This is a genomic window from Streptococcus humanilactis (genome assembly GCF_019448275.1).
Lineage (GTDB): Bacteria > Bacillota > Bacilli > Lactobacillales > Streptococcaceae > Streptococcus > Streptococcus humanilactis.
Genome location: NZ_JAHXBZ010000007.1, coordinates 20,339 through 44,228 on the forward strand (window position 1 = coordinate 20,339; position 23,890 = coordinate 44,228).

Genomic DNA, 23,890 nt, shown 5'->3' on the forward strand with positions numbered 1-23,890 from the left:
TCAAAGAGCAAACTAGGAAGCTAGCCGCAGGCTGTACTTGAGTACGGCAAGGCGACGCTGACGTGGTTTGAAGAGATTTTCGAAGAGTATTAGTCTATTATTTCTTCTCAGCGCGAAGGGCTGACAAGATTTGTGTTCGGATATCATCCACACCATTTGGCGTATTTGGTAAAAAGATGGTTTGATTTCCTTTAGAGGCAAAGGTATTCAAGGTATCCAAATACTGGTTAGTCAAGAGGATAGACATGATTTGTTCTTCTGTCATGCCAACATTGGCTTCCTTGAGTTCCGTGATAGACTCTGCCAATCCATCCACAATCGCCTTACGTTGTTGGGCAATCCCCACACCATGGAGGCGGTCTTTTTCTGCTTCGGCTTCAGCTGCAGTGACGATCTTAATCTTGTCAGCTTCCGCCAATTCTTGCGCTGCGACCCGCTTACGTTGCGCCGCATTGATTTCATTCATGGATTGCTTGACTTCTGCATCTGGCTCAACCTTGGTAATCAAGGTTTTCACGATAATATAACCGTAAGTAGTCATTTCTTCTGCTACTTGGTGTTGAACTTCAAGAGCAATCTCGTCTTTTTTCTCAAACAATTCATCCAAGGTTAATTTGGGAACAGAAGAGCGAAGGGCGTCTTCGATATAAGATTTAATCTGAGATTCTGGACGCATGAGTTTATAGTAGGCATCTGTCACGCTCTGCTCATTGACACGGTACTGAGTCGCCACATTCATCATAACGAACACATTGTCCTTGGTCTTAGTCTCAACCACAATATCACTTTGCAACAAGCGCAACTGAATCCGCGCTGCAATCGAGTCAATCCCAAAAGGCAAGCGAATGTGAATACCGCTATTGGCAACCTTTTGGTATTTCCCAAAGCGTTCAATAATCGCCACCGACTGCTGACGAACCACATAAACTGTACTCAGTGTGACTATCACCAATAGGAGCACACAAACCACCACAAAAATCATCAAAAATGTTGCCATTATCGTGACCTCCATTATTATTTTTTCCTGTATTATAGCACATTTAAAGAAGGTTGTGCACTTTTTACTGCGATTTTTCCTGAAATGTCAATAATTAGAGGTGAAACTACATTTCAAGTTAGTAATCGCTTTTTTCATTACATTCACTTCTATAGAATCTACATCAATAGTCAGGGAATAACTTGCCTTAACTTTTCCCTCGTGCTATACTAGTGATTGAAATTAATAATAGGAGATATCTCATGAAAACAGCAAAAACTACTGTTACAATCCTTTCTGCACTTGCTTCTGTCGTCTTATTGGCTAGTTGTGCAATAAAGTTCACAGAAACACAGACAAGCAATAATAGCTCATCTGATAATCAAATTACAATGACATATGACCAACTACGGTCAAGAGAAAACACTATGTCAACCCTTTGGTATCAAAAATCAGCTGAAACTAAAGCTTTATACATACAGGGTTATAACGTTGCAACAAATCACCTAAAGGAATTGCTCAAAACAGAATCAGACAAACCTTACTCTATCGTTTTAGACTTGGATGAAACTGTCCTAGATAATAGCCCTTATCAAGTACAAAATGTTAAAGACGGTACAGCATTTACACCCGAAAATTGGGATATTTGGGTTCAAAAAGCTACAGCAAAAGCTGTCCCAGGTGCCAAGGATTTTCTTCAGTTTGCTGATCAAAACGGTGTCCAAATCTACTATATTTCTGACCGCTCAGCTAATCAAGTAGATGCTACCATTAAAAATCTTGAAAGTGAAGGAATTCCTGTTCAAGGACGTGATCATCTCATGTTCTTAGAAAGTGGTGTAAAATCCAAAGAAGGTCGTCGCCAAAAGGTTCAAGAAAAAACAAATCTTATCTTATTATTTGGTGATAACCTTGTAGACTTTGCAGATTTTTCTAAGACTTCTGAATCTGACCGTGATAAACAACTTGAAGAATTGCAAAAAGAATTCGGTGAAAAATTCATCATCTTCCCAAATCCAATGTACGGATCATGGGAATCAGCTGTATACGGTGGTAATAAACTAGATGCTAAAGGTCAAGTAGAAGAACGCCAAAAAGCCTTGCAAGGTTTTGATAAATAAAACAAATAAGCTGATTCTACATAAAATTAGGCTAACTTACAATCTTCAAAAAGTGGATAGGAAGGAATTCTGATAATCAGAAAACTTTCCTATCCACTTTTATAATTGATATAACATCAAACTTTTACACACCTGATACTATACGTTTTTTGATTTTAAAGATTTTTCTCTTAGACCCTATATTTCAAGAATTAAGTGACCTTGATGATCTAAATTTATTGTGGTATACTATTTTGGTCATCGGTTACCGATTACGTTCCTTACGGTTCGTGAGAGGAGGTGAAACTAATGAGCCTTATCATAGAGCTCGCTCTTACTATTATAGCGGATGTTATAGCTGGAATTATCTTGTATTTCGTCTGCAGATGGCTAGATAGTAAGGAGTAGACCGACTGACTAGCCTATCAACACCCGTTAAATCGCTAAGATACGTCAAAAAAGCCCTTAACTACGGCAATAGTTAGGGGCTTTGGTGTTCTAATGAACCTTATCAATTAACTATATTCTAGCATATAAGTCCTAATATTTCAAGCATTAAGCAATCTTGATGATCTAAATTTAATGTGATATACTATTTTTGTCATCGGTTACCGATTACGTTCCTTACGGTTCGTGAAAGGAGGTGAAACTAATGAGCCTTATCCCAGAGCTCGTTCTTACTATTGTAGCGGACGTCATAGCAGGAATTATCTTGTATTTCGTCTGCAAATGGCTAGATGGTAAGAAGTAGACCGAATGACTAGCCTGTAAACACCCGTTAAATCGCTAAGATACGTCAAAAAATCCCTTAACTACTGGCATAGTTAAGGGATTTGGTGTTCTAATGAACCTTACCCGATAAAATTATTCTAACACACAAGCGCTAAGATTTCAAGAGTTTTATTTATTGTTTAAGGTTCTGAAAGATCTATAATGAAATTAGCCATCTAGTATCCAAAAACCGACTAGTTCCTATGATCTAGTCGGTTTCTCATCAATGCGCCAACATTTCTTGGGCGATTTCTTGTCCAGATAGGTTATCTGGGTAGTAGGTTGGCCAGTTATCCATTTCTTCAAAGAGAGCTTCTTGGCTTGTGCCTCCAAAGAAGATATGGAAATGTTCTGCCTTAACTGGGGCGATATTATGGTCACTAAACTGAACATACTTGAATTGTCCAGCATCAGCATCTGTGGCTTCAAAGAGGAAGCGCACGCCACGATTGCCTTTCTTATAAGTCAAGATTTTCTTACCAACATACTTGTAAGTATATTTCTTGCTTTGTCCACCTTGAACAAATTCCATAGTGTTATCAGTGATATTAATCTTAGTGACATCTGTCTGATAGCCTTTTGTATAGTAAGCCTTGTACTCAGCCTGGGTCATCTTACCAGTCAACTTAGCCTTGTAGTCAAAGACTTGATCCAACGTGCCATCTTCAAGGAAAGGATAGACTGATTGCCAGTTACCTGCATAGTCACTCAAAGTGCGGTCCTTGACGTCTGCATCCTCAAAGTAACCATTTTGGACTGTCTTAGTATCCTCTGCCTTTTCAGGCTCAATTGCTGGACCTTCTTGGTCTGTTGTTTGTTTCAAAGCTTTGAGGTTTTTCTCCATGATAGAGATATAATTTTCTCCCGCCTTGGTATCTTCTTCTGTCAGACTTTCTAAAGGATTGAGGACATCTGTTTTGACACCTGCTTCTTTTGAAAGTGTATTAGCAAGGGCTTGTGAAGCATTTTCCTCAAAGTAGATATAGGCGATTTTATTTTTCTTGACGTACTCTGTCAATTCTGCCAGACGTGCAGCTGATGGCTCTGCATCTGGAGAAAGGCCTGAGATTGCGACTTGTTTGAGTCCATAGTCCAATGCAAGATAGTTAAAGGCTGCGTGTTGAGTCACAAAGCTCTTTTGTTTGGCTTGAGACAAGCCTTCTGCATAAGCCTTATCCAAGGCTTGCAATTTTTCGATATAGGTAGCTGCATTCTTCTCAAAGGTCTCTTTTTTATCCGGATAATCTGCTGACAAGCTGTCACGGATGTGCTCTACAAGTTTAATGGCACGGACTGGTGATAACCAAACATGGGGGTCAAACTCATGGTGATGGCCTTCTTCGCCATGGTCATGGTCTCCCTCTTCTTCCTCGCTACCTGGCAAGAGCAACATATCGCCTGTCGCCTTGATGGTTTTGACCTTTTTCTTATCCAAGGTATCTAGCAATTTAGGAACCCATGTTTCCATATTTTCATTTTCATAAACGAAGGTGTCTGCGTCTTGGATTTTGGCAACTGCCTTGGCAGACGGTTCGTATTCATGAGGTTCTGTACCAGCACCGATTAGGAGTTCTACATTTGCAGTATCTCCTGCGACTTGCTTGGTAAATTCATAGACAGGGTAAAAGGTTGTCACAATATTTAGTTTGCCATCTGCCTGCTTTTGATTAGAACAAGCCACTAAAAACAAGGCACATAGACTGGCTAGCAAGAAGCTAATTTTTTTCACATTAGTCTCCTATTTGATAAAACGTCTTACTAAACTGATCAGTAAGAAGACAGTTACAAAAATAATGGTAATACTTGCGCTTGCAGGTGTTTCTGCATAGTAGGAAATGTAGAGTCCTGCCACCATTCCCAAAAATCCAATAGCACTAGCTAGCAGCATAACCGATTTAAAGTTTTTCCCCAGACGCAGGGCAATACTAGCTGGCAAGACCATAATGGTCGACACCAAAAGAGCTCCTGCAGCAGGAATCATAAGGGCAATGGCCACCCCTGTCACCATGTTAAAAAGAATGGACATGGTACGAACTGGCAAGCCATCCACAAAGGCCGTATCCTCATCAAAGGTCAAGATATACATAGGACGAAGGAAGAGGAAGGTCAAAATCAAAACAACCGCCGCAATGACAAAAAGGGAAATGACCTGTTCTTCGCTGATAGTCACGATGGAACCAAAAAGATACTGGTCCAAACTCATTGAACTCGAGCTTTTCCCCTTGCTCATAACAATCAGAGAAACAGCCAGACCTGTTGACATGAGGATAGCTGTCCCGATTTCCATAAAACTCTTGTAAACCGTACGGAGATACTCCAGAAAGACCGCCGCAATCAAGACAATGGCGATAGTAGAAATAGTCGGAGAAATCCCTAGTACCAGACCAAAGGCTACACCCGAAAGCGAGACGTGGCTGAGGGTATCACTCATCAAACTCTGACGACGCAAGATAAGGAAGGTTCCCAATACCGGCGAGAAAAGACTCATAGCAATAACAGCCAGAAAGGCGCGTTGCATAAAGTCATAAGATAACAAACTAAGCATGGCCCACCTCCTGATCATTCTCATGAACGTTGAAACAACGCCATGGCGAGTCTTGGTTACGGACTAGATGAATATTGCGATCCGCATAATCCTTAACTTCTTCAGGGTCATGGGTAATCATCAAAACAGCCTTGCCATGATGATGGGCACTGTGGTGCATGAGTTCATAAAATTCATTTTTACTTCCTGCATCCATCCCCGTCGTCGGCTCATCTAGGATAAACACATCTGGATCCGAAGCAAACATACGCGCAATCACCGCTCGTTGCTTTTGTCCTCCAGATAGAGACCCCAAGCGTTTGTCTCGGTGTTCCCACATACCAACTGAGTCCAAACTAGCCTTGATATGCTCCTCATCATGAGCATTCAAGCGACGGAACCAACCCTTTCGCGGATAGCGACCCGACTTGACAAACTCATAAACCGTACTTGGAAAACCCGCATTAAAACTGGCAATCTGTTGAGGAAGATAGGCTATTCTCAATTTCTTACCCTGCGTATTTGTCTTTGAAATAGTCACCTTGCCAATGCGTGGTTGGAGGATTCCAAGACTAGCCTTGATGAGTGTCGTTTTAGCTGCCCCATTCTCCCCTGTCAAGGTAACAAATTCCCCACTATCAACACTATAATTGATATGTTCAAGAACAGGTTCCTTATCATAATAGAAGGACAAATCCTCTACCGTAATATATCTCATTATTTGATTTCTCCTACTAAAGCAGTCAAAAACCGCTGGATCACTTTTTGTTCATTTGGAGTAAACTGAGTCGCCACTTGTTCATAGGTTAAAAGCGTATGCTCATGGTGATGGTGGTGCTCCTCAGCAATTGGACGAGCCAAGTCAGTCAACTGATAAAAAATCACACGCGCATCCTTAGGATCTTTAGACGTTTCCAACATCCCTTCCTTGACCAAAGACTTAATGGCCTTGGTAACTGCCGCCTGACTGACATTGAGACGACGAGCCAACTCTGAATTTGTTAAAGATTCCTCTGACAAGAGCATGAGGATATGCTCCTGGGTATTGGTCAGAGCTACCTCGCTAGTGCAATGACCTATTAGGATTTCATGTTGGTTTTCCGCCTGTAAAATCACCTCATTCAAAAAGCCATCGATATCCTTCGCTAGCTGTCTCATATCTGACTCCTTTCCTTTTAGACTTCTCTTTTTTAAGAGAAAAATACTATTATTTGACATTTTGTTTACCAGTTAATTATATCACAAGCAAAAAAAGAGTCAAGAAAAAACGTGAAAACTAGTTTCATTCTTGAACTCTTCTATATTATCTATTGAAATTCTTTGACATCTCCATCATAAGTCGCCCAATCTTTGCTGAAAAAGCGCTCATTCAGATGGTAAGTCGGAGATGGTGTGGGATTGGATAGGAAAGGATCAACTGCCTTGTCAAAAGCCAACCAGCCCAACCAACCAATATGAATTGTATCTTTTACAAAATAAGGTTCAGCACCATTTTTTGAAAAATCTGCTATATTGGTAAAACCTTGGCTTTCTAACTGGTAACGAATTTTTTCAACTGCATGTTGATACATATCTTGATTTAATCCTGTATAATCCATCCATTTTTTATTAACAGGTTGAATCACAAACAATACATTCACTTTTGAATTCGCAAATTGATTCAAGACTAATTGCAAGTCATTATATTCGGATGATTTTAGAAAATTATAATTTTTCTGATAATCCTTCCACTTTTTTAAATCTTTCTTTACTTGCGTATCATAGAAATGATTTTCCATCCCCATATCATTATTCGTGGTATTTGCTTCAGCATCTTTTACAGCAATTTCTCTCAATTCATCGTAGGAAAACTTATCTGGTAAGTCTTTTAGATACTTCTCCACGCGATCTCTATATTTTTCTCCATCATTCACTGACAATTGTCCAAATAGAAATGATTGTTTTTGGTTGAATCGTGCCAATGTATCTATGAGTGTCTTATCTATTTCTGAAAGTCGCTCACCCTCGGTTATTTTTTTGACTATATCTCCCAATACTACATTAGGATACTTTTTCATTAAACGCGTAGCGGCGTAACGACTTGAAAGATCTCCAGACTGATTTTCCAAAAAAGCGCCCAATTGATCCGTGTTAAAATACCTACGAAAAACTGCAGGTTCATACTCCGTTTCTGTGAACCACTGAGGAGAAATAACAAAAACAGCTTGTTTATTTTCTAGCTCTGGCAATATTTGCTGCATACCAAAGTACTGATTCAAAGAAGCTGCTCCTGCTTGTCCTAAAAAATAGGGTCTATACGAACGATTGTACTTCTCCGCTAAAACAGCTGGATGCATACTATCAAATCGAATCCACTCACTAGAACCAAAAAAGGGAATGAATCGTAGACTTGGGTCCGAAAGAGCTCTCACTTTCTGAAATCTTTCTCTAAAACTTTGTGTACTAATCGCTGCTGCATATCGTTTTTCTTCTGATAAATTATAACTTTTACTAGTAGGATAAAAGAAAATGAGCAGAAAAACCAACAAACCAGCTATCACTACCGGCCCGAAGATCATCCATAAGCGTTTAAGCATTTTGAAGCTCCACAATACCAGCTATGATTTTATTGGCTGTATTCCAGTCATCACGACCAAACTCTGTTACAGGGACACGAATGTCAAAACGGTTTTCAATTTCCACAATCAATTCAACCGTGCCCATGCTATCCAAGACACCTGCATCAAAAAGATCTTCATCCATCATGTCAGAAACATCTTCCATAAACAACTCATCAATAATTTCGATAACTTCTGATTTGATATCCATATTTTATTTCCTTTATTTTTTAAACCATAAATCATTCAAAAATCCAGAAAAGATTAAGAATGACAGCATGACGACATGGAAGGTGATAACCATGCCAAGCAACTGAATCCAGCGATTCTCAGGTAGAGCAGGCTTCCCTGCTTTTTTCCGTTCCTTATTGAGCGTTTTTTTCTTGCGAATCCAAGCATCATTGATGACCAAGCCTAATCCATGAAAAAGTCCATAGGCGATATAGTACCAGGTCACACCGTGCCAAAATCCCATAATCAGCATATTTACAATGTAGGCTACACTTGAGGTTACATTGCGATTTTTAAAGACCTTCTTTCTAGTCAACACCATGACCATTCGCATAAAGACAAAGTCACGGAACCAGAAAGAGAGACTCATATGCCAGCGATTCCAAAATTCCTTCAAATCCCTTGATAAAAAGGGCTTATTAAAGTTGATAGGGCTACGAATTCCCATCAAATTTGAAATTGCTAAGGCAAACATAGAGTAACCTGCAAAGTCAAAGAAAAGCTCCAGACCAAAAGTATACATAACTGCCAAGGCATAGAGGTTAAAGAAGCCACCTGATTGCAGGGCTAGATTCTTCAGAGGAGGGAGTAAGGTCTCTCCTAAAACATGAGCTAGGATAAACTTGTACAAAAATCCCCACATGATATAGCGAACAGATTCATCCAGCATATCCATCAACTCATCCCGCTCAGGAATGGTCTGATAATTTTCATTAAAACGCTTAAAGCGATCGATTGGACCACTTGAAAAAGTCGGCATGAAGAGAAGGAAACGGAGGAATTCCCACAAGGTGAAATCCTTGATCACTCCATCTCTCAGCTCGATGATAATCCCAACCGAACGAAAGGTCAGGTAAGAAATTCCCAAAAATCCAAGCAAAGACTGCGCTCCATTGATAGCTGGCTGCACCTTGACAAAGATAATCGGAAGGAGGGATAGAAAACTAACTAGGTAGAAGACCCACTTGCCATCCTTACTTTTTCGATAATGCTTATAGAAGAGTAAGAGCAATATCTCCCAGCAAAGGTAAATACCCAAGGCTGCCAATTGATTGGTCTTCCCACCCACCAACATGGTGACGATAAAGAAGAGGCTAACCAGCACTTCATACCAGGCAAAGCGTTTCTTGAAAAAGAGACCGATAAAGATGGGCAAGGTTGCAGCAATCACGTAGACAAAATACTGAGGATTGCCGTATGGCTCTAAATGAGGAAGCTGTTGAAAGAACTCCATCATCTCTTATTCACCTCGTTAATCAATCCTTTTATGTCAATTTTTCCATTTGGAGTCAGTGGCAAGCTGTCTCGGTAAAGGAATTTAGACGGCATCATATAGGACATCATGATATCTGTCAAATCTTCCTTAATAGCCTTGGTAATATCGATATCACGTTCAAACTGTTCACGAACACCATCTTTTAAGATGACATAGGCCAGTAGATTTTGTACCTTGTGGTCTTTGTTATAACGTGGAACAGCTACAGCAGACTCGATAAAGCGAGACTTATTGAGGTTTTGAGAGACATCTTCTAACTCAATGCGGTAACCGTTGAACTTAATCTGGAAGTCCATGCGTCCGCCGTAGAGAAGCAAGCCTTCATCTGTCATAGTTCCCACATCTCCTGTATGGTAGGCTGGTAGACCTTCAAACTCAAAAAAGGCTTCTGCCGTTTTTTCAGGATTGTTCATATAACCTTTTGAAACGGCTGGTCCAGAAACAATGATTTCTCCCTGTTCACCATTTGGCAGTTTATTGCCTTCTTCATCAATGATAAAGGTCGGAGAATCAGCCTTGGTATAGCCGATTGGAAGACGTTTGAGAGTCGCTAACATCTCGTCTGTCACAGCAACAGCTGACAGGGCTACTGTCGCTTCTGTTGGGCCGTAGGCATTGATAATACGGGCATTCGGGAAACGCTCACGCAGTTTTTGAGCCGTTTTAACCGTCAATTCTTCGCCATCAAAGTAGAAATGCGTAATGCCAGGCATTTTCTCGCTGTTGAAATCCTCAGATAACATAGCCATATCTGCAAAAGACGGTGTTGAAGTCCAGATAGCGATTGGCAATGAAAAGATGGTCGCAAAAAGTTGCTTAAAGTCCTGAGTAATAGCTGAAGGAAGAGCGAAAAGTGTACCTCCGAGTGCCAAGGTTGGCGCCCAATACATGACAGACAGGTCAAAAGAATAAGGTGGCTGAGCTAACATTTGCGGACGACTTGGTGTCGCAAATTCCTGATCCGTAATCATCCAATTGGTAAAGCTGAGAAGGTTATCATGGGAAATCTGCACTCCCTTAGGCTTACCGGTCGTACCAGAAGTAAAGATAATGTAGTAATTATCATCTCCCTTAACTGGATGCGTGATTTCGTAGTTATTCCCTTGGACAAAGGCTTCTTGAACCTGAGCTAGATTCATCATTGGCGTAGAAATCTGACCCAATGGAAAGTCTGAAATGGCAATAATCAAGCTTGGCTCCGCTACTTCTAAAATAGCTGAAACTCGCTCCAAGGCCGAATGGCTGTCAATTGGAATGTAGGCATGACCTGACTTAGTCAGTGCTACAAAAGTTGCCAACATTTCATACTCTTGGCCACCAAAAACGACCACAGGAGACTTCTCTGGCAAGCCTAGTTGGTCAATGGCTGCAGCTAAACTATCCGAATCGGCCTTTAAATCGCCATAAGTGTGTTCCTGCCCCAAAACATTGTAAACAGGATAGCTAGGCTGTGTCTGAGCAAAATGCTCAATGGTTTCAATCATATCTACTATTGGTTTATTTGACACAATAGGGATTCTCCTTCAAGTTAAAATTCATTATAGATAAAGCTTCCTTGACCCTGACCAAGATAGCTAAAGAAGTAAAGCAGCCCTAGAAAGATAAGAAAATACAAGGCTGTCCGACCAAGAAAGAGGTACAATTCTTTTCTCTGTTTCATCAAGAAAAACCATTCATTTCTGTAATTTTTCGCTAAAATAAGAGTGATTCTTACTAGCTTATTTTTCTACCATTGTACCACTTTATATAGTATTTTTTCAATTGTTTACCGTACATTTTCACTACATTTAAGCTAATTTTAAAGATTATGCGGTTTTTCTATGAATATTTCAAATAGAGTGTTCCTGGGCAAAAACTCAATTTTAGGAGAAAATGAAGTAAATCTTTCCATAATAAAACGCACAATATCAAGTTTCAACACCTGATACTATGCGCTTTTCTAATTTTTCAAGACTTTTTAACCAGTCTCTCATTTAAAATAATCTCGTCTGATATAAATTAAAATAGCTTCTATCATCAGACAAATGGCTGATAGCCAAAAACTGATGCTAATACCAAAACTCTCAGTAATATAGCTCATTAGCAAAACAAATACTGAAAATGCTAATGTCGAAATCACTTCAAGAACGGAATAGACATTAACCAAGTTATTTTCCTCTACTGTTTCCTGAAGAAATACAGTTTCAGGAACTTCTTTTAGCTGCGATAACATACCAACTAAAGCTGAAAATACTAAAAACATCTGTGCATTTGGAAAAAATAGAATAGTCAGCGTCACTATTGCCATGGCTATAAGAGAAAAAAGAATACTTTCCCACTTAAGAGCAAGAAACTTTTCAGATAGCCGAAAAGCAATTAAGCCACTAATTATAATCCCGATAGAATATGCTGTATTAGAATATCCCCAGTAACTTTCTGTTTCATTTAATAACTCAGTTACAAAGACAAGTATGATAGACGAAACCCAAATCGTATTTGAGAAAATTTCAAATAAATTTGCTGATACAAAAAGTCTTAATCTAGGATCTCTAGCAACTAACTTCCAACCTTTGAGCAAAATTTCAAGATTAGTCTCTGACTCTAGCACCTCCACTTCAGCCTTAGGAAGAAATAACATCAAAAAGCTAGAAATGATATACAAGATTAAAATGATAAACGTGGTAGGTAACAGACCAATTGTTGCAAATAAGAGTCCACCTAATCCCCAACCCACCAATTGAACAGCTTCACCACTCATTGACAAAGCTGAGTTAGCCTTACCCAAATCGGTCGCATAGCGCGGCACAATTGCATAAGAAACAGGTGCGGCAAAACCATCCAATATTGAAATTGCCACAACAAATAGATAGGTTACCAAAGGCGCTACGGATTGCATTACGGTAAACATTCCTACCAGTATCGCCAATAATATAGTCTTTCCAAATTGGGATAAAGATAAAACCCTATTGAGCGCTATCCTTTTAGTAACTAAAGGAACTAAAAGACTCGCAACAAAAGAGGATATCCCTATTAAAATGGGAACTAGTGACGTGGCAATTACTGATTTTGAAATAATGTATATGTTAGCAATGATTGTTACTCTAAAGAAAATATCTGCTAAATTTGCAAACAATTGAGAGACTAACAACTTGATAAATGAATTAGACATGTAACTCTCCTATAACATAAAAATATTTAACTGATAAATGGTATAGTAGACTTTGTTTGATAACTATTTGACACAAGATTAGGTGGTCAGAAATTGAATTTTTAACATTCCAACTTAGCCATAGTTTTTAGTTTTCACATCTTTAAATCAGCTAAAACAATCCATAATATAGCATATATATTATAGCTCGCAAGATGCCGAACAAGTCTATTTATTTTATTCTATATTTCCCCAAATCAATTACTTGATTATAAACCGTTTCTGAATCAATATGATGAGCAACTTCAATCAAAATGATAGGCAACTGCAAAAGTAACTGGCGCACTTGATATGCATTGTCCTTGTCTAAGGATGATGTAACCTCATCCGCCAACACAATGTCTTTTTGTCGAAGCAGACAGCGAACTAATTCAAGTCGTAAACGTTGTCCACCTGAAATGTTTTCTCCATTATTTATCAGTTGATAATCCAAGATATTGGTGATTTCATTCGTTAAGCCAACTTGTTCTAGACAACAGAGTAATTCTTTATCTGAAATCTCCTGTCCTAATGTTAAATTTTCTCGGATTGTCCCATGTATGAAAAATGGATTCTGAGAAATATAAGCGACATTCCCTTGATAATGAGTAAATTCTCGACCTGATTTATCACGTACGATAATTCTACCACTATTCGGGCTTATCTTTCCTGCTACCAACTGTAGGAGAGTTGACTTTCCGGTACCACTAGCTCCCTTTATTAAAACTTTACTTGGCTTAGTTAATCTAAGTGACAAATCATAAAAGAGCACTTGCTCTCCAACCTGTTTTGAAACGCCCTCCAAAACTAGCTCAGCTAAAGATTCGACTGTCGGATATGATGTTTCTAAACAAGATTCTTCCAATAATGAAAATATTTTTTCTTTCACTGTTTGCGATCGCTGTATATCAGATATGCTATACATAATTCTTTGAATAGGTCCGCTAAGATTCATTGTAGCTATATACATAGAGACCAAACTAGCTGTTGTTAACTCTATACCGCTCTTTTGTAATAAAAGACCAAGTGCAAGAGGTAGTACCTGACTAAGGAATTCTAAAGGACCATTGAAAAAATAAACGACATTGCTAGTCCATTCATTTTTCCAACGAGCATTCTCGTAACACTCGTTGTTTTTTCTCATCTTAGCAAAGTTTTCTTTACTAGCGCCATAAAAATAGATCGTATCTGCTCCCTTAAAAAAATCTCCTACAGATAGATGAAAAGCTTTTTGCATTTCCGAAAAATTTGCACCACTTTTCATTAAACGATTATTCATTACCCATTGAGGTAATGGTCGAAGAAAAGAGAACACAATAAAAACAATACCAAGCCAAAAATTTTGCACCAAAATAAAAACAATCGTTGTACAAAGTATAAAAACTCTTCCAACTATCATATCCAGGGGTAAAAAGAAGCGATTATAGAGCAGTTCCATATCTTGTGTAACAATTGAAACTTTTTCATCATATACAACATTTTCTTTCAAAAATAGTTTCTTAATAAGCTGATCTTTTAACCGAATTTGCATATGACGCTGCAGATTATTACTGACAAAATTTGCTAGCAACATCGTGCTATAAAAAAACAGGTGTAAACACAGGCCATATAAAACAAAGTATGAAATTGTACCAATTGTAAGTTGCTCTTCACGAATATTCAATAGCTTATCCAATAACAATGGCTTTATTAGAGCCATCCCACTATTCAAAAGCACTCCTATTAAAAAATAGATAAAAATATTAGTTTTAATGTATTTTAGAAATTTCATAAATAAGCCTATCTAAAAGAAAGCAAATAGATATAAAAGCCTCAGTCTAAAAGTTATAAACAAATTAACTCCAACTGAGACTATACAATAATTTAATTAACCTATATATGATGCTGTTTATTAAGAGTGATTATTGTTACTATTGAAAAATAATTCTCCTGTTTCACTTTTCTTTCTTAAAATATATGGAGATAGAACTTGCATATTAAATACCTCAAAATTCATAATTATGGTGACAACTTCGAAAAATCCTATCGCTCAAATACAATGAACTGATAAAACAACCGTAATTGAAATTTCTAAAGACAATTCTACCAAAATATTATTTCGAGATACTTCCTTTCCCATATCTGCGTATTACTTTTTACTTGCTAAAATTTTTTCTAAGTGCCTTTCATAATTCTTTGCCAAATGGTTACTTCCCGCTAATTTCATTGCTCCAATACACTTCCTCATTTCAATAATTGCTTTACAATCCATCTCTTTTTTGTATCGATACAGATGTTGTGCATACTGAAATACCAATCGCTCATAAATTTCAGTTTCAGTGAAAAAGCATTGGTTTAGTCGTTTTTCAAAATACAAAGCATCAAGAAATTTTCCTCTTTCAATACATGTGATATATCCGTTCAATAGCATAGATGAAATCAGTCGTCTATTATTAGGAATTTCTTTATAAAAATCAGAACGTTTAGACATCTCTCTAGCCAAAACCATAAAGACATCGTGTTTTAGGACATCTAAAGTATTTGAAAAAATCAATAATTCATAGTATCCCCAATATTCAACACTAAAGAGATAGTCAGTTAGATAAGATAAATCATCACCAGAATAATAAGCTTCTCCAGATAAATCTTGTAAACGAATTTTTAATAAAATAATGTTAAGCTTATGAAATTTCTCTTGTTTAGAATCTGACTCCATCTGAGAATAAAGTAGTTTTTTCAACCCATCAACATCATGATTTGATACAAAATGCCTAACCTTTGATAAGAGTTCGTTCAGTTCATCACGATGAAAATCATGAACAGCATACATAAATTCATCAATAGGCATGTTAATTTCATCCAAAATAGCCATAAATTTTGAAATGGTTAAATCAGTCTCTCCCTTTTCAAAACGTGAGAGCTGTGATGTTGATATACCAGCTTTTTCGACATCTTTTAAGCGAAACCCTCTCGATTCTCGAAACTTTTTAAAAATTTCTCCAAATTTTTTCATAATATCTCTCCAACAAGCATATATGGGAACAGTTTTTGATTTTTAATATTTTAGCATAAAATAGAAGAAAATAAAAGTGAGGTATTTCACATGAAAAAGCAAAAGCTATTGCCTTTATTATTCCTACTTTTTGGAGGAATTATGATTATCGTTGTTGGCTAGTACTAAGAAATTAGTTACTAAAATACTTACATCTTCAATCGAAAAAAGTGACTGGAGAAAAAATCTTAACGATAAGAAAAGCGCATAATATCAGGTATTGAAAAACTTGATACTATGCGTTTTATTGTGAGAAGATTTACTTTATTTTTTGCTGAAATTGGGTTTTTTCCCAAGCTCTATCAAAATAATTGTTTTCTAATACTCTTCGAAAATCAAATTCAAACCGCGTCAACGTCGCCTTGCCGTATATATGTGACTGACTTCGTCAGTCTTATCTGCAACCTCAAAACATTGTTTTGAGCAACCTGCGGCTAGTTTCCTAGTTTGCTCTTTGATTTTCATTGAGTATAAACTAGAAAAGTGAGAATACAAGTACGGCCAAGGCTGCACCGATAACAGGTCCTACAACTGGAATCCAAGCATAAGACCAGTCTCCATCTCCCTTATTTGGAATTGGCAAAAGGCTGTGCATGATACGAGGTCCAAGATCACGCGCAGGATTCAAGGCATAACCTGTTGTCCCACCTAGTGATAGACCGATACCGACAATCAAAGTTCCTACTGCAAAGGTTCCGATACCTGCCTGAAAATCGTAAAGACCCAAAGCAAAGATTGTTAATACCAATACAAAAGTTCCTAGGATTTCACTAATCAAGTTTGATACAGTATCCTTGATGGCTGGCCCGGTACTGAAGGTTGCCAGGATATTACCTGCATTTTCTTCTGCCTCATAATGCGGTTTGAATTGCAACCAAACCAAAATCTGACCCAGCATAGCCCCTGCGAACTGGGCTAAGATATAAGGCAAAACGGAAGCCCAAGGCAGACCACCTTTTAAAGCCACACCAATTGTCACAGCTGGGTTTAAATGAGCTGGACTAAGTTTTCCAGATACAAATACTGCAACCGCAACTGCAATCCCCCAACCCATAGTAATCACAATCCAACCTGAGCTATTGCTCTTGGTTTTAGGAAGAACTACACCTGCTACAACACCATTTCCTAGAAGAATCAGGATTAAAGTCCCCAAAAATTCTCCAAATAATTCATTCATCATCTTTATGTCTCCATTAAAAAGAAGGGGCGGGCGACAAGGATTGTTGCCCGCCACCTCTTTTATTTTTTCTTAATTTTTTAATTCTGCTAAATCATTGTTAGCAAGAGCTGCTTCGACATCCGCACGGTAGCCTGCTTTTTCATCTTCTGACCAGTCATAGAATCGTCCCATTTCATCCAAAACTGGCTCAACGATACTATCCAAACTATCACGCATAAAGAGCATGTGGTTGGTACGACGAAGGAAGAAGTCAACTGGGCTGATAGCCAACTCATTGCGCATTGCATAGTGAAGGGACAAGGTGTCCGCCAAGCTGAGTCCTGGCGCTTGTTCCAAGCTGTGAGCAAGTGCAAAGACCTTCGGTGCATTTGAACCGTAAAGATTTGCCAGATAGTGAGCTTCCTTGCTATCCAATCCACGTGAAACTCCAAGTTGCGCAAAGGCTTCGATTTCTGAATCCACATTTGCTGGGTTCAATTCTCCACCTGAAACAGGATAAGTCTTAGAATTGATCAGTTTAAAGCTGCGATCAAATTCTGCTTTAAGGATATCAACCACACGCTCCATAGCTCCTTCAGCCATCTTACGGTAGTCTGTGATTTTACCACCAGCAAGGGTCAAAAGGCCATTGTCATCACGATCCAAGCTCGAACCACGTGAAACTGCAGATGGATCCAAATGTTTCTCAGAGGTACTGCTTTCAAGCTTGCTGACAGCAGACTCAACATCTTCACGCGTTTTTTCTTTCGATAGATAAGCTTCGACAGTCGCAATCAAGGTATTAAAGCTTTCGTCGCTAATAGTTCCGTTATTTCCGCCATTGTAGTCAGAAGCGCTATTGCCTGCAATCAATGGACGAAGACCTGCCCAGCTGCTTTCGATATCATCAATGGTAATGTTAGCTTCTGGGAAGCGGTTGTTGACAATGCCAAGTAGATAATCTACATCTTCCTGAGTCACTTTTGGATGTTCCAAATCACCTGTGTAGTCTGTATCCGTTGTACCAAAGTAAGTCTTGTTTTCACGTGGGAGAACAAAGACCATACGACCGTCACCCAAACCTGTATCAAAGTAAACCGGCTGTGAAACCTTGATCTTGCTTGAATCCACTACCAAGTGAACTCCCTTAGTTGGACGCATTTGTGAGAATTGTGTTCCCTTATTAGACAAATTACGCACCTTGTCGCTCCAAGGGCCTGTTGTGTTGATCACCAGACGCGCCTTGATTTCAAAAACTTGGTCTGTCAACAAATCACGAGCTACAACACCTGTAATCTTACCACTTTCATCAAATAGGAAGCCTTCTGCCTTCACGTGGTTGGCAATGAGGGCACCGTCTTGGTTGGCACGTTTGATGTTTTCAATCACAAGACGGGCATCGTTGTTACGGAAGTCAAGGTAAACCCCACCTCCTATCAAACCTTCTTTCTTCAAGTTTGGCTGGCGTTCCAAGACTTCTTCCTTGCTCAAAACCTTGTTAGCAGCCGGTGTGTTGTTAACTCCTGCCAAAAGGTCATACAAGTCCATAGCTACTTTAAGACGGAAGAGGCTAAAAGTAGCTCCATCTTCATCGTAAACTGGCAAGAGCATTGGGTCTGGTTTTGGAATGTGTGGAGCGATTTGTTGAACTACAGCACGTTCAGAAACCGTATCTGATACTACTTCTACGTCGAATTGTTTGAGGTAACGAAGACCGCCGTGGACCAATTTTGTTGAACGGCTGGATGTTCCTTCTGCGAAGTCCTGCATTTCAATCAAACCAGTTTCAAGACCACTAGCTGCCGCCTGCAAGGCTACACCAGCACCTGTGATTCCTCCACCGATAATCAAGAGGTCCAAGGTACGTTCCTGCATTTTTTTAATTGATAATTCACGTGTTTTCTTTGAAAATTCCATATTTACACACTTTCTAACTAAGTCGCTTTATTCTTCCAGTATTAGTCGTCTACTTCCGCAAAGACTTGGGTTGCTTTCACAGCCTTCTTCCAACCCTTGTAAAGTTGTTCCTTGCGAGATTCGTTCATAGATGGCTCAAAGAGTTCTCCTGTCTCGTTCAAGAGTTTCAACTCATCCAAGTCTTTCCAGTAACCTACTGACAAACCTGCTAGGAAGGCTGCCCCTAGAGCTGTTGTTTCCAAGTTTTTGGCGCGTGCGATATCGATTCCCAAAATATCAGCTTGGAACTGCATGAGGAAGTTATTCATGGCTGCACCACCGTCTACTTTCAAGACTTGGATAGCTGTTTGAGCATCCACTTGCATCGTATCGATAATATCACGCACTTGATAAGCTATAGATTGAAGAGTTGCCTTGATAAAGTCTTCTTTACTTGTTCCACGAGTCAAACCAAAGACAGAACCGCGAGCATTTTGGTTCCAGTATGGAGCACCTAGACCTGTAAAGGCTGGTACGACATAGACTTCATCGTTGTTGTGAGAATCACGAGCATATTTTTCAGATTCTGGTGAATTTTCAACCATGCGAAGACCGTCACGAAGCCACTGAATGGCACTTCCTGCGATGAAGATAGAACCTTCCAAGGCATAGTAAACCTTGCCGTTGATTCCGTAACCAATGGTTGTTAATAGGTTGTTTTCAGACAACTGCATTTCTTCACCAGTATTCATGATGATGAAAGAACCTGTTCCATAAGTATTCTTGACCATACCTGGTTCAAAGGCCAACTGCCCAAAGAGGGCTGCTTGTTGGTCCCCAGCCATACCTGAGATTGGCACTTGTCCACCATAGAAATGGAATGGCGCTGTCTTACCGTAAATTTCAGAGTTAGAACGAACTTCTGGCAACATAGCCTTAGGAATGTTGAGGATTTCCAAAATCTCATCATCCCATTTGAGTTCTTTAATGTTATAAAGCATGGTACGAGCTGCATTTGAGTAGTCCGTCACGTGAGCCGCACCGTCAGTCAATTTCCAAACCAACCAAGTATCGATGGTACCAAAGAGCAATTCACCCTTTTCTGCTCGCTCTTGAGCGCCCTCTACATGGTCTAAAATCCAACGAACCTTGGTAGCAGAGAAGTAAGCATCAATGATCAAACCAGTCTTTTCATGGAATTTTTCCACATAACCTTGACTTTTTAGTTGTTCAGCCAAAGGAGCTGTCTGGCGTGACTGCCAAACGATAGCATTGTAGATAGGAAGTCCTGTTTTCTTATCCCAGACGACAGTTGTTTCACGCTGGTTGGTAATCCCGATTGCTTCGATTTGATTTGGCTTGACACCACTTTCGATGAAAGCTCCCGCAATAACTGACTGGACGGAATTCCAAATTTCATTGGCATTGTGCTCTACCCAACCTGCCTGAGGGAAAATCTGGGTAAACTCTTTTTGACTCGAGCTGACCTTTTCTCCTTTTTTGTTGAAAATAATGGCACGAGAGCTTGTAGTCCCCTGGTCAATGGCCATGATGTATTTTTCTTGTGACATGTGCTGTCCTCCTGATAAAGATCTTGAGGATGTTTCCTCTTTACACTAACTAGTATACAAAATAAAGCGCTTTCTTGTTCATCAACTTTTTTTAATTTTTAAAAAAACGTGAGGAGATTGTGTGAATTTCACAAAAAAGACCTGGAACAACCAAGCCTTTTAAGTGAATAATAACTGACGAATCCCTGCCAAATCTTCCAAATCCAAGTCATTTTTTAAATAATAGACTGGTGTTTGTTCCTTCTTATGAATAGGGTTATTGGTAACCAGCAAATCATAATGCCGAGTACAATCATAGGCTTCAATGGTAATAAAACGATTGTATTCCAAATACCGTTTCAAAATAGCTGCCATCCTTGAAAAGACAAGAAAACCAGATGTCAAATCCAGACCAATCCGCATATGTTGACCACCATTTTCAGCCATATACTCTATCAACTGGAGCCATTCCCAGAGAATTTTCTTATCCAAATCCGTCCCCTGCTGAAAGGCAGATAGAGCATGAAAAATCTCCTCTGCCGTTCCCCTAAAATCATGTTCCATCAACAAATAAGGATGACGATTCTCTAACTGGTACTTGTAGCGGTCCTGTAAGATATAGCCCTTATAGAGATAGACTTGAGCACAAAGCTGACTGAGTTCATAGGTAACGTGATCCTCTGTATAATCCCCCAGCAACTCCTCCTTCTTCATCTCTTGAATCAATTGTGTCAGTAAATCTGCCAACTGCCCTCCAAAACCAAGGATATACTCCATAGTATGAAGAGGAAGAATGCGATGGGATAGGAGGAAAGAGAAGAAAATCATCATCTCCCCATCCTCAGTTCCTAGAGGAAGGTGTAGTCCAGCGAAAAAGGACGGAGCCTTTCGATGCAGACGAAGGTAGAAAATATTGTCAAAATACCCTCGCATTTTTTCTTCTATCACTTGAAACTGACAGGCATTGACCCGAAGACGTTGTTGACTGATATGAGACCAGAGAACCAAGTCCAATTTCTGCCCTGAAGACAAGCTTGCACCGCAGATTTCCTCTAAACTGGCAATCTCCTGTTTTCTCTCTGGTTTCTGCATATGGCTTTCCCATTCCTGACTGGACCAGACCTTGCGGAAAAGACAGAAATAGAAATAGCGAATCTGATGCTCTGGACCTCGCCAACGTCCATTTTGGATGGATAAGTCAAATTCTGACAAAATCTGATTTAAACTAGCCAAGTGACGGCCAAGCGTAGCCTCGCTAATCATCAATTCTTGAGCTAGCTGATGGGCTAAAAACTGTTGGTGGTAGAGAAGATAGACCAAAATCTGGTATTTAACAGCATTCTCCAAAAACAAGCTCCGAATATCTCTTCCCTTGGTAGTTGCACCGATCGATAGACGCAGATTTTCATCTTCTAAGTGAATAGTCAGCTCTAAGCCACTATCCAAAGCCTTGTCATTGAGAAGGGTGACATATTTGGTTAGGGTTGCTTTTGAAAATCCTGTTTCCTCCATTACAGCCTTGACGGTCGTCTGAGACTCTTGTAATAGAAAGGAAAGAATTGAAAATTGGCCGGATTCAGCCTTTTCCATCAAATCTCCTAAATACATTTGTTACCCCTTTCATTTTCTACCTTAAGCATAGCATAAATCTTAGAAATGCTGAAATAATCTGTTTCTCTTTTTATTTTCCTGCTAATTTCCTAGTCCATTATCCTGAAAATCAGCAAACACACGCCTCCCCCTTTGGGCATTTTTATGCTAAAATAGTAGATATGGATAAAATTATTAAAACTATATCAGAAAGCGGAGCCTTTCGTGCTTTTGTCCTTGACAGCACAGAAACCGTCCGCACTGCTCAAGAAAAACACCAAACCCAAGCTAGCTCAACTGTAGCGCTTGGTCGAACTCTTATCGCTAGCCAGATTCTCGCAGCCAATGAAAAAGGAAATACTAAACTAACAGTTAAGGTGCTGGGATCTAGCTCCCTAGGTGCTATCATCACCGTCGCTGATACCAAGGGGAATGTCAAAGGTTACGTTCAAAATCCTGGTGTTGACATCAAAAAGACTGCAACTGGTGAAGTTTTAGTTGGACCTTTTGTCGGCAATGGTCAATTTCTCGTTATCACAGACTACGGTACTGGAAATCCTTACAACTCTATGACTCCCCTCATTTCTGGGGAAATCGGTGAAGACCTTGCCTTTTACCTGACTGAAAGCCAACAAACCCCTTCTGCAGTCGGCCTCAATGTCCTTTTGGACGAAGAAGACAAGGTCAAGGTTGCAGGTGGTTTCCTAGTTCAAGTCTTGCCGGGAGCCAAGGAAGAAGAGATTGCCCGTTTTGAAAAACGCATCCAAGAAATGCCAGCTATCTCAACCCTTCTGGAAAGTGAAGACCATATCGAAGCCCTCCTCAAGGCTATCTACGGTGACGAGGCCTACAAGCTTCTTTCTGAAGAAGAAATCCGTTTCCAATGTGACTGTAGCCATGAGCGCTTTATGAACGCTCTTGCTAGCCTTCCAAGCTCAGACTTGCAGGAAATGAAAGAGGAAGACCACGGGGCAGAAATCACTTGTCAATTCTGCCAAACTACTTACAACTTTGATGAAAACGACCTGGAGGAACTCATTCGTGACAAATCTTAATACACCTTTTATGATTGGCAATGTTGAGATTCCCAATCGTACCGTTTTAGCACCTATGGCTGGCGTGACCAACTCAGCCTTTCGTACTATCGCAAAAGAGCTCGGAGCTGGACTCGTTGTCATGGAAATGGTCTCTGACAAGGGAATCCAATACAACAACGAAAAAACCCTGCACATGCTTCATATCGATGAAGGCGAAAACCCTGTCTCTATCCAACTTTTTGGTAGCGATGAAGACAGCCTAGCACGCGCAGCAGAATTCATCCAAGAAAACACCAAAACCGATATCGTGGATATCAACATGGGCTGCCCAGTTAACAAAATCGTGAAGAACGAAGCTGGCGCTATGTGGCTCAAGGATCCAGACAAGATTTACTCTATCATCAACAAGGTCCAGTCTGTCCTTGATATCCCACTTACTGTTAAGATGCGTACCGGCTGGGCTGACCCATCTCTGGCAGTAGAAAATGCCCTCGCTGCTGAAGCTGCAGGTGTTTCTGCCCTCGCTATGCATGGCCGTACCCGCGAACAAATGTATACAGGTCATGCAGACCTTGAGACCCTTCACAAGGTCGCTCAAGCTTTGACCAAGATTCCATTCATCGCAAACGGTGACATTCGTACGGTCCAAGAAGCCAAACAACGCATCGAAGAAGTTGGTGCTGACGCAGTTATGATTGGCCGCGCAGCCATGGGAAATCCCTACCTCTTTAACCAAATCAACCATTACTTTGAAACAGGAGAAATCCTACCTGATTTGACCTTTGAAGACAAGATGAAAATCGCCTACGAACATTTGAAACGCTTGATTAACCTCAAAGGAGAAAACGTAGCAGTTCGTGAATTCCGTGGACTCGCTCCTCACTACCTCCGTGGAACATCTGGCGCAGCCAAGCTCCGTGGAGCTATTTCACAAGCTAGCACTCTGGCAGAGATTGAGGCTCTCTTGCAGTTGGATAAGGCTTAAA

Annotated in this window: 20 protein-coding genes; 3 read left to right on the plus strand and 17 right to left on the minus strand. The window is 39.8% G+C overall.

Going from position 1 to position 23,890, the window contains the following annotated elements; translation table 11 throughout:
- Positions 1-97 precede the first annotated feature (97 nt).
- The gene (locus KV696_RS08620; protein WP_004235732.1) at positions 98-982 is read right to left on the minus strand and encodes an SPFH domain-containing protein; all 885 of its coding nucleotides are present in this window, start codon (positions 980-982) and stop codon (positions 98-100) included.
- Positions 983-1,239: 257 nt separating this feature from the next.
- Here KV696_RS08620 and KV696_RS08625 point away from each other — a divergent pair, with 257 nt between their 5' ends.
- Positions 1,240-2,097 carry a 5'-nucleotidase, lipoprotein e(P4) family gene (locus KV696_RS08625; RefSeq protein ID WP_219967435.1) on the plus strand — a complete coding sequence of 286 codons (858 nt, stop codon included), beginning with the start codon at positions 1,240-1,242 and terminating at the stop codon, positions 2,095-2,097.
- Positions 2,098-3,070: 973 nt separating this feature from the next.
- Here the strand turns inward: KV696_RS08625 and adcA are convergent.
- The 16 genes from adcA to KV696_RS08705 all read right to left on the minus strand — a co-directional run bounded on the left by adcA (position 3,071) and on the right by KV696_RS08705 (position 21,885).
- Positions 3,071-4,576 carry a zinc ABC transporter substrate-binding protein AdcA gene (gene adcA / locus KV696_RS08630; RefSeq protein ID WP_219967437.1) on the minus strand — a complete coding sequence of 502 codons (1,506 nt, stop codon included), beginning with the start codon at positions 4,574-4,576 and terminating at the stop codon, positions 3,071-3,073.
- A 9-nt stretch (positions 4,577-4,585) separates the two neighbouring features.
- A complete protein-coding gene (locus tag KV696_RS08635) occupies positions 4,586-5,392 on the minus strand; it encodes a metal ABC transporter permease (protein WP_000950030.1) in 807 nt (268 codons plus the stop codon).
- The gene (locus KV696_RS08640; protein ID WP_001269496.1) at positions 5,385-6,089 is read right to left on the minus strand and encodes a metal ABC transporter ATP-binding protein; all 705 of its coding nucleotides are present in this window, start codon (positions 6,087-6,089) and stop codon (positions 5,385-5,387) included. Before KV696_RS08640 ends, KV696_RS08635 begins: the two co-directional genes overlap by 8 nt.
- Positions 6,089-6,529: a zinc-dependent transcriptional regulator AdcR gene (adcR, locus tag KV696_RS08645; RefSeq protein WP_001249314.1), complete on the minus strand. Its 441-nt coding sequence runs from the start codon at positions 6,527-6,529 to the stop codon at positions 6,089-6,091. Before adcR ends, KV696_RS08640 begins: the two co-directional genes overlap by 1 nt.
- Positions 6,530-6,678: 149 nt before the next feature.
- On the minus strand, positions 6,679-7,947 hold the full coding sequence (dltD, locus tag KV696_RS08650; RefSeq protein ID WP_219967439.1) for a D-alanyl-lipoteichoic acid biosynthesis protein DltD: 1,269 nt from the start codon (positions 7,945-7,947) through the stop codon (positions 6,679-6,681).
- A complete protein-coding gene (gene dltC / locus KV696_RS08655; protein WP_000351967.1) occupies positions 7,940-8,179 on the minus strand; it encodes a D-alanine--poly(phosphoribitol) ligase subunit DltC in 240 nt (79 codons plus the stop codon). Before dltC ends, dltD begins: the two co-directional genes overlap by 8 nt.
- 12 nt (positions 8,180-8,191) lie before the next feature.
- Positions 8,192-9,436, minus strand: a complete 1,245-nt coding sequence (gene dltB, locus KV696_RS08660; protein ID WP_219967441.1) for a D-alanyl-lipoteichoic acid biosynthesis protein DltB — start codon at positions 9,434-9,436, stop codon at positions 8,192-8,194.
- Positions 9,433-10,983 carry a D-alanine--poly(phosphoribitol) ligase subunit DltA gene (gene dltA / locus KV696_RS08665; RefSeq protein WP_219967443.1) on the minus strand — a complete coding sequence of 517 codons (1,551 nt, stop codon included), beginning with the start codon at positions 10,981-10,983 and terminating at the stop codon, positions 9,433-9,435. Before dltA ends, dltB begins: the two co-directional genes overlap by 4 nt.
- Positions 10,984-11,003: 20 nt before the next feature.
- On the minus strand, positions 11,004-11,135 hold the full coding sequence (locus KV696_RS08670; RefSeq protein WP_000813667.1) for a teichoic acid D-Ala incorporation-associated protein DltX: 132 nt from the start codon (positions 11,133-11,135) through the stop codon (positions 11,004-11,006).
- A gap of 309 nt (positions 11,136-11,444) precedes the next feature.
- Positions 11,445-12,623, minus strand: a complete 1,179-nt coding sequence (locus KV696_RS08675) for a ryptide export MFS transporter (protein WP_219967445.1) — start codon at positions 12,621-12,623, stop codon at positions 11,445-11,447.
- A 211-nt stretch (positions 12,624-12,834) separates the two neighbouring features.
- The gene (locus KV696_RS08680) at positions 12,835-14,412 is read right to left on the minus strand and encodes an ATP-binding cassette domain-containing protein (protein WP_101786195.1); all 1,578 of its coding nucleotides are present in this window, start codon (positions 14,410-14,412) and stop codon (positions 12,835-12,837) included.
- A 357-nt stretch (positions 14,413-14,769) separates the two neighbouring features.
- Positions 14,770-15,633: a helix-turn-helix domain-containing protein gene (locus KV696_RS08685; protein ID WP_219967447.1), complete on the minus strand. Its 864-nt coding sequence runs from the start codon at positions 15,631-15,633 to the stop codon at positions 14,770-14,772.
- A 514-nt stretch (positions 15,634-16,147) separates the two neighbouring features.
- The gene (locus KV696_RS08690) at positions 16,148-16,852 is read right to left on the minus strand and encodes an MIP/aquaporin family protein (RefSeq protein WP_049539425.1); all 705 of its coding nucleotides are present in this window, start codon (positions 16,850-16,852) and stop codon (positions 16,148-16,150) included.
- Positions 16,853-16,921: 69 nt separating this feature from the next.
- Positions 16,922-18,748: a type 1 glycerol-3-phosphate oxidase gene (gene glpO, locus KV696_RS08695; RefSeq protein ID WP_219967449.1), complete on the minus strand. Its 1,827-nt coding sequence runs from the start codon at positions 18,746-18,748 to the stop codon at positions 16,922-16,924.
- Positions 18,749-18,789: 41 nt separating this feature from the next.
- Complete coding sequence (gene glpK, locus KV696_RS08700) at positions 18,790-20,298, minus strand: glycerol kinase GlpK (RefSeq protein ID WP_000076788.1); 1,509 nt, start codon at positions 20,296-20,298, stop codon at positions 18,790-18,792.
- 159 nt (positions 20,299-20,457) lie between these two features.
- On the minus strand, positions 20,458-21,885 hold the full coding sequence (locus KV696_RS08705; protein WP_219967450.1) for an AcpB/EbpR/MafR family transcriptional regulator: 1,428 nt from the start codon (positions 21,883-21,885) through the stop codon (positions 20,458-20,460).
- A 164-nt stretch (positions 21,886-22,049) separates the two neighbouring features.
- Between KV696_RS08705 and hslO the strand changes: the two genes are divergently transcribed.
- Both hslO and dusB read left to right on the plus strand, forming a co-directional pair.
- Complete coding sequence (gene hslO / locus KV696_RS08710; protein WP_049521393.1) at positions 22,050-22,922, plus strand: Hsp33 family molecular chaperone HslO; 873 nt, start codon at positions 22,050-22,052, stop codon at positions 22,920-22,922.
- Positions 22,909-23,889 (plus strand): tRNA dihydrouridine synthase DusB, encoded by a 981-nt coding sequence (gene dusB, locus KV696_RS08715; protein WP_000183308.1) that lies wholly within the window; start codon positions 22,909-22,911, stop codon positions 23,887-23,889. The genes hslO and dusB overlap by 14 nt, the downstream gene beginning before the upstream one ends.
- The last annotated feature ends 1 nt before the right edge of the window (position 23,890 follow it).